Origin of the sequence: Pollutimonas rozaliensis, from assembly GCF_048751585.1 — a bacterium.
Lineage (GTDB): Bacteria > Pseudomonadota > Gammaproteobacteria > Burkholderiales > Burkholderiaceae_B.
Genome location: NZ_JAZHOB010000139.1, coordinates 1 through 267, shown reverse-complemented (window position 1 = coordinate 267; position 267 = coordinate 1). Strand labels below are relative to the sequence as shown.

Here is a 267-nt window from a genome sequence, read left to right as displayed (position 1 = left end):
GGCTTTTGTTGCTGTCAGCCATAAAACCTCACCAGCAGAGATCATTGGCGTCTCACGAGCATTGATCAACCATGATAATAGTGATGCTGAATTTGCCATTTTGATCCGCTCCGATCTTAAAGGTAAAGGGCTCGGATCATTACTAATGAAAAAGATCATTGATTACTGCCAAGCGAAAGGCACTGCCCGCATCTCAGGTATGACCATGCCTAGCAATAAAGGGATGCTCAGTTTAGCCCAAAAACTGGGCTTTAGTATCGAGATCCA

General features: G+C 44.6%; 1 protein-coding gene. It reads left to right on the top strand.

The annotated features are described in order from the left end of the window. Positions 1-40: 40 nt before the first annotated feature. Positions 41-267 (top strand): GNAT family N-acetyltransferase (locus V0R37_RS22295; RefSeq protein ID WP_420376581.1); only part of this gene is annotated, 227 nt, incomplete at its 3' end.